The organism is Okeania sp. SIO2F5 (genome assembly GCF_010692685.1).
Classification (GTDB): Bacteria; Cyanobacteriota; Cyanobacteriia; order Cyanobacteriales; family Microcoleaceae; genus Okeania; species Okeania hirsuta.
On record NZ_JAAHGU010000045.1, the window covers coordinates 41,257 to 48,394 of the forward strand.

The 7,138-nt window shown below is 39.6% G+C and carries 4 protein-coding genes; all 4 read right to left on the bottom strand.

The window, feature by feature from the left end; all coding sequences use genetic code 11:
* Positions 1 to 34: 34 nt before the first annotated feature.
* The 4 genes from F6K27_RS16160 to F6K27_RS16175 all read right to left on the bottom strand — a co-directional run bounded on the left by F6K27_RS16160 (position 35) and on the right by F6K27_RS16175 (position 6,632).
* Positions 35 to 2,491 carry a ComEC/Rec2 family competence protein gene (locus F6K27_RS16160; protein WP_287276059.1) on the bottom strand — a complete coding sequence of 819 codons (2,457 nt, stop codon included), beginning with the start codon at positions 2,489 to 2,491 and terminating at the stop codon, positions 35 to 37.
* A 329-nt stretch (positions 2,492 to 2,820) separates the two neighbouring features.
* Positions 2,821 to 3,297, bottom strand: a complete 477-nt coding sequence (locus tag F6K27_RS16165) for a DUF4079 domain-containing protein (RefSeq protein ID WP_124142730.1) — start codon at positions 3,295 to 3,297, stop codon at positions 2,821 to 2,823.
* 179 nt (positions 3,298 to 3,476) lie between these two features.
* The gene (gene glyQ, locus F6K27_RS16170; RefSeq protein ID WP_287276061.1) at positions 3,477 to 4,376 is read right to left on the bottom strand and encodes a glycine--tRNA ligase subunit alpha; all 900 of its coding nucleotides are present in this window, start codon (positions 4,374 to 4,376) and stop codon (positions 3,477 to 3,479) included.
* Between the two features lie 873 nt (positions 4,377 to 5,249).
* Positions 5,250 to 6,632, bottom strand: coding sequence for a cytochrome 450 (locus F6K27_RS16175; RefSeq protein WP_287276063.1), 1,383 nt, complete (start codon positions 6,630 to 6,632; stop codon positions 5,250 to 5,252).
* Positions 6,633 to 7,138: the final 506 nt, after the last annotated feature.

The window sequence follows — 7,138 nt, forward strand, 5'->3', positions numbered from 1 at the left end:
CCCTACTGCCTACTGCCTACTGCCTACTGCCTTCTCAGAATAGAGAACTATCAACCTTATCCGATTCTAAAGTAGTTTGAAAGCCCGTAGCAGGAGTCCATTGAATTGCACCATCACGACCAGTCCAAAATAGAAGAATATTATTTTTCTGGCAAAGTTCCACCATATCTGGATGGACAGAATCAGACGAAGCGATCGCTACCTCTGGCCGAATAATATTCAACAACTCTGGATTTAGTTTGTTCCCAGACCACCAAAGCACCTGAGTCTGCGGAAAACTTCTTGCCGCTAGTAACCGACTCTGTTCAGGCAATTTCACATCTCCCAATAATAACCACTTTTGGCCATGAAGCATAAATTCCACGATTGGGGTCTCAGAATTAATTAACTTCATCTGTATCGAACCCAGTTCAATAGTTTGATTATTTACCAAAGTAAAATAATCAGCTTGACTAGCTCCTACAGCATCTAGCACAGGTTGATTGTTAGTTTGATAATTCTTTTCATTATCAGCTTCCACATCATAAAATATCTTCACTCTCAAGGTATTCAAAATATCTGGCCAGCCACGACTCAAACCTTTTTGAGAATGAAGGGCAATAGACCAATTAATTCTATTAATACCTTGCTGGCGTAAAAATGGTAATACCATAAACCTGGCCGTATTTTCACCTCCAGAGTTAATCAAAGTTACTTTCCGTCCATCTTGAATCACAAACACTGGTTCCTCAGATGAATCAAGAATCGTAGCTTGAAACACAGAAGTTCGAGTATACCAAAGAGGAATAATAATGATGGCGATCGCCAAAACCACACCCCACTGCCAAAACTTTAGAGAAAACTTTTTCTTTTTTCTCTGATTCGCTTCTGGCGGTCTATTTTTCCACAACCATATACCACAAATCAACCCATAAAGCACAACCAATTGATAAATTGATATAGCACCCACCGCCACTTGATTTCCTGGCAACGCACTAAAAAAATTTACGATCTCTATTAAAACTCTGACTGGAAAATACAAGATTCCAGCAATAAGACTACCTACATAAGGAGAAATCAAAGCCACGATAGCGCTGATAAAACCACCCAGTGTAATCACCGCAACCAAAGGTGCAGTAATTATATTCACAAAAATAGTATAGGGAGATACAACATGAAAAACATACAGTAATAGAGGTAAAGTCCAAATAGAAGCAGCGATCGGAATAGCAACTAGAGATGCAATACCAGAGGGGAACCAATCCAAATATTTCATTAATGGTGGCGCTGTTACCAATAATCCGAAAGTTGCCAAGAAACTCAACTGAAATCCTAAATCCCAAATCCATAAAGGATTGATTAATAGTAGAAAAGTTGCAGCCACAACTAAAGAAGCTAATGGTTTAACTTGACGTTGGGAAACAATGCCAACCAAAGCAGCTAACCCCATAAATGCTGCTCGTAATACTGAAGGTGAAGTACCTGCTAAACCAACATAAATAATTAAAGTTAGGATGCCAAAGCTAAATCTTCCTCCGGGAGGCAAGCTTTTAGTCAAAGTCAGCACCACACCTAAAATTAACGAAATATGAAAACCTGATGCTGCTAATACATGAGCCAACCCTACTTTGACAAACTTGTCTCGTAATTGATAAGATAAATCTACAGCTCTACGTCCTAATACCATTGCACTCACAAGGGGACCCTCTGGTACCCCCAATGAACTCACATGAGAGCGAATAATTCGTTGTCGTATCCGACTTAATCCCCAAGTATTAGTATTTTCGGCGTTGGTGATGGTGAGTTTATAACCTGTAATTCCGGCAAAAGCACCTTGTCTAGCCAAGTAGGCACGAAAATCAAAACCTCCGGGATTAGTTGCTGGTGATGGTTTGTATAAAGATCCAGTAATTGCTACCGCTTCACCAGGATAGATACCTGTTGCTTGTAATAGAGGAACTGTGGCATAAAGTTTACCCGTAACATCTTGATGTACATTGGCCGAACCATCAGTACCTACTATTTCACTCACTTGAGTCACATTTAGCCACAGTTGTGCTTTTTCTGAACGAGTCTTGCGGGGAAGAGAAAGCACTTTTCCACGAACAGTAACCACTTGTTGCTGTTGGGAGTCACGATCAACGGGAATTATTTTACTAACGTCATCTATTGATGGTTGGGGTACTCGGACTAAAAAATAAAAACTAGCAAGAAAAGCGACCGCTCCAGCAGTTATCCACAACCAATTTGAATTTAGTAGAGATTTTCTTGTTCTTTTTGGGAGTAAATCTGGAAACTGACCATTTCTGAGTAAGTCTTCAGAATTAATTTTTTGCTGAGGAGTTGCTATGATTTTAGTCGATCTTCGTAAGTTTTGTCGGTATCCTTGTTGTACGATAATTGCTAAGACTAAGCCCACAGTTAGCATAACATATATACCCCAAGGAACAATGGTAGATACTAGCCCCAATATGTAAGCTAGGCTGATGACAATCGCTACAGCTTGATTCATATTTCATTGAAGAAGGAAGGAGGAAGAAGGCAGAAGGAAGAAGGCAGAAGGAAAAATTACTTATGGATAGTCAACGAAGGCCACTTCGTGTCTACAAACCCCAAACAATTTTAAGCACTTCCGTTGACGGTGGGGTATTAAACCCGCCACAGAAAATATAAATAATTTAGGGCGTTGCTGATTCTGGGTATGATTTGAGAATTTTGTATTTGGGATTTTTTATTTTGGATGGTTTGAACTACTTGTTAATATTAATTCCCAGATCCGGTGTTCCCTATTCCCTATTCCCTATAAACCTACTTTCATACCTTAATTCAGCAATGCCTAATTTAGATAGCTAAACCAAGTCTTAGACCCAACACTGCATGAACAAACATGATACAAAGTGCAATGCTACCAAGGTAAGCGTGAGTAGTACGCAATGCAGCTTGATTTCCACCAAATTTTGTCAGGGAGATCAAACCATTTGTTGCCAATAGTACCAATACTGCCGAACCAGTCCAAAAATGAGGACTTTCAAATATTTGCTGTTCCTGCATCACTAGAGATAATATTCCACCCGTATAACCTAATGCGATAAATAAAAACATAAATGGTGCCATCTTACGATGATTAGAGGCACTTTCAACAGCTATGGCTTCATCAGTAACTACTCGTCTACGCCATCCAGTTAAACCCACAAAACTACCCATAACAAATACAACGATCGCCATCATCAATGGATGTCCCCAATGTACAATTGGTTCTGGCGTACCTAAATTGCGGAATATGTCAGCTATTGGTTCTAAATATTCTCTGATTTCCATTTCTTTCTCTGGTGGTAGTTTTTGCTTTCTTGTTCAAAGTTTAAGTTGATCAAAATAATTGGGTCGCGCAACCCCGCCTTTTAAGGCGAAATGTTTTTGGAGGCTTGCTCAAATCCCCTACTTCCCCTCCTGGGAGGGGGAGGGGCGAGGGGTTGGTTAACTTCTGACTTTTGACTTCGTTAAGCTGCTGCTTTAGCCTTATCTTCTGGGTTAGATTTTAGCAATGGGAAGTTAAGATTTTCCCGTTGTTTTAAGTAAAGTTGACCGACTTTGCGTGCTAGATTACGAATTCTGCCAATGTAACGAGTGCGTTCGGTGACAGAAATTACCCCTCTAGCATCAAGTAAGTTAAAACTATGAGAACATTTGAGGACGTAATCAAGACTTGGTAAGACTAATCCTTGTTTTGTTAGTTGTTCGGCTTCTTTTTCATACAGACCAAAGAGGGTAAACAAAAACTCAGGATTAGATGCCTCGAAATTATAGGTACATTGTTCAATTTCTCCCTGAAGATAAACGTCTCCATAAGTTACCTTATCAGTCCAAGCTATTTTTGTAATCGCATCTACTTCTTGGAGATACATAGCAAGGCGTTCTAAACCATAAGTAATTTCGATGCACACTGGTCGGCAATCTATACTACCACATTGTTGAAAATAGGTAAACTGCGTAATTTCCATGCCATCAAGCCAAACCTCCCAACCTACTCCCCAAGCTCCTAGAGTGGGAGATTCCCAGTTGTCTTCTACGAAACGAATATCGTGGTCTTCTGGGCGAATACCCAGAGCGCGGAGGGAGTCTAGATAAACATCCTGAATGTTATTAGGAGAAGGTTTGATCAGGACTTGATATTGGTAGTAGTGTTGGAAGCGGTTGGGGTTTTCTCCGTAACGCCCATCAGTAGGACGACGACAGGGTTCGACATAAGCAACTGACCAAGGTTCAGGACCGATCGCCCGCAGAAATGTATGGGGATTCATTGTACCTGCTCCTTTTTCAGTATCATAAGGTTGAGCGATGAGACAACCGCGCTCGCTCCAGAACTGATTTAAGGTGGCTATGACTGATTGGAAATTCACAGACTTTTCTTTTATTTTGAGTTTCTTTGAAATCAGAGAGTTTTTAACATTTTGGGAGCAAACACTCTTGTTATTTTCCCAATTTATACCTTTTTATAACATAGAATAATTACCTTGTCAACTCCCAAAAAACCGATTTTTTACTATAGTTTAATTGGAAATCAAAATAGGTAATTAATATTGTCGTTAATTATAGCAGGGAACAGATTGAAAAACATTTACCTATCTCAAGGGCATTATCAGTATAGAACCTAAACTATCTTTCTATTGCTATAGTTAAGTCATTATTTCCTTTCTGTAAAAATTATTTCAACTTGTCAATTGAACATGATATTACTTGATGTTCTTTGAAAAAGATATCATTTATAATCAGGCTCGTAGTAGAGCTTTAGTCCTCATATAAGTATTGCAAGGGTTAGAGCAAAACTACAAACAAAAACTTGATTATAAGTAATTAAGTAGAGCAAGCTAAAAAAAAGACGTTGCATATTTAGCCACAAAACGCTTCAAGTCACTGATGTAACTAACTTTTGAATTAATTTACAATTTGATACATAACGCACAAAAATTACCACGCTCTTCTTGAATGGCAATATCCTAATTGAAGAAGGAGACAGGAGACAGGAGACAGGAGACAGGAGGAAAATTACATGGGGATTCGCTCCCCCAAGTAATTTTGAACACCCCCGTTGACGGTGGGGTATTACACCCACAAAGAAAATGATAATTACCACATCATAAACCATATAGCAGTGGAAGGAAAGGGTGCGGACATATCAAAATCTTAAAACTCAAACAACGTCAGATTTTTCGGTCTTTCCTTCTCTCCTAGATAACTAAAGGCATTCTTCCTCCTGCAAAGCGGTTGCATAATTAAACAGGATTAATATTAGAACTAAAAGTTGAACGTCTTACCTTACCTAAAGCCATCGTGACATCCACAAGCATATTCATTGCTACGTCTTTACCAGGACAGATGCGTCCAGCACTACGATCGCCTACAGAATGGAAACCCATGTGGTAAGGGCAAAGATTTTCTCGGTTGGCATCAAATTGATAGGTTGTCGGACCCCAAAAGTTCTCGTCTAATAATCCTAAACTCATAGGAATCAATATTTTTGTACCAGTAGGAAAAGTTCGATATCTGCCAGCTATTGTCACTGTAAAAGCATCGGTTGCTATTTTATGGGAGGCGCTAACGGGTGCCCAGAGACGGGAACATTCTAAGAGATATAGTCGCACCGACTCTCGGTTGTCGAGGTCAAGTTCATCCCAATAATGAGTAGGGTTAATTTCAGATGTATTTTGTCCTTTGTAGGCAGGAAGAGGCTGATCGCCCATGGCAGTTTGACCAAGATGTAGAGGACCTTGTAAAGCTGCTATACTCATAATAGATGTCATCAGTTTGGCTAATTCTCGTCTTGTCATGCCATTATACTGATCGCTCTGTTCGTTAAAGTTGGCTAAGACAGGAGAATTTTCATATATGGTTGCTGCTTGCTCGATGGACTCTGAAATTTTTCCATGCCTAAATATGTTTAACTCTTCTAAGATAGTACTAACACCTGCAAAGTAGCGCAGTGTACCCTGGCGTGTATAGTGTAAATCTGTGAGTAAGTCCATTGTAGCGTTATCGTTAGGGTCTAGCTTAAATAAAACATAGTGAAGATATTCAATCAGAAACCGTTTCCAACCCCGCTTATCCTCGCTAAAGAAAGCTCCACCAGGACCGTGAGACATATCTATATAATCTGCTGCTAACTTTTCAATAAGTTGTCTGGCGATCGCATCTTGCTGACGTGCTATTGAGGAGTCATTGAGAATATAATCCTGTAAACATCTGCGGAAAGCTTCATGGTCATTACTACCTGTTGCTTCTTGGTCTGACAATGCCAGTAGGAAAACATTTCTGCCACCTACATCTTGGTTAGGCAAATGATTTGCTTCTAGTACGGTGGTGCCTAAACGCCATGTTCGAGCTTGTGGAGAAGTCAGTGCTGTTTCTATGGCTGCAAATTCTCCCATTACTACTTGGCCAGCACAACAAAAATTTGGTCCTAGAACTAAGCGTTTCTGGTCTAGGTATGTAGGATGATTTGCGACTATACCTTCTATGAAGATAATTATTGGCAGCAAGACTTTGCTAAAGATATTTTCTGGATGTTGAAGTGCCCAGATTTGAAAATTATTCAGCCCAATATCTATTAATGATGCTGTATAGGTTGGTTGTTGTCTTGGCGGAGTGGTTGAAGTCATATTGTTTTTCTCTGTGGTTGTTGAAAAAATGGGGGAATAAGTAGTAATAAGTAGTAAACAGTCTAGCATTTGATGCGAATTTTATAACCTACATTTTGCAGATAAAATACAGTACTTATATCATGTCCGCTTGAATACTTACACTTTGGTGGAAGGAAGGCAGAAGGCAGAAGGCAGAAGGGAATATTGGTTCAAAGGGAGAAGGTTTTTTGATCACGCTATTATCCGGACATGATATTACGACTATATATGGCGCTACGCGCTAGGGAATAGGGAACAGGGAACAGTAGACTGTCAAAGGGTTTTTCCTGGGGTTTTTCCTGCGGAAATGCTCCGCAAACAGGATTGAAAAATGTCCTAACTTGAATGGGTAGTGCTATATAGAACCCATTTGAGATCTATATAATTATGGTAGTCAAGTCTTTTCGCGCATTAATTTTGAGGAAAATTCAGTTGAAGGAGTGTTGAATTTTTTGTATTATCTCTCCCCAAATCTTCCCTCTTAA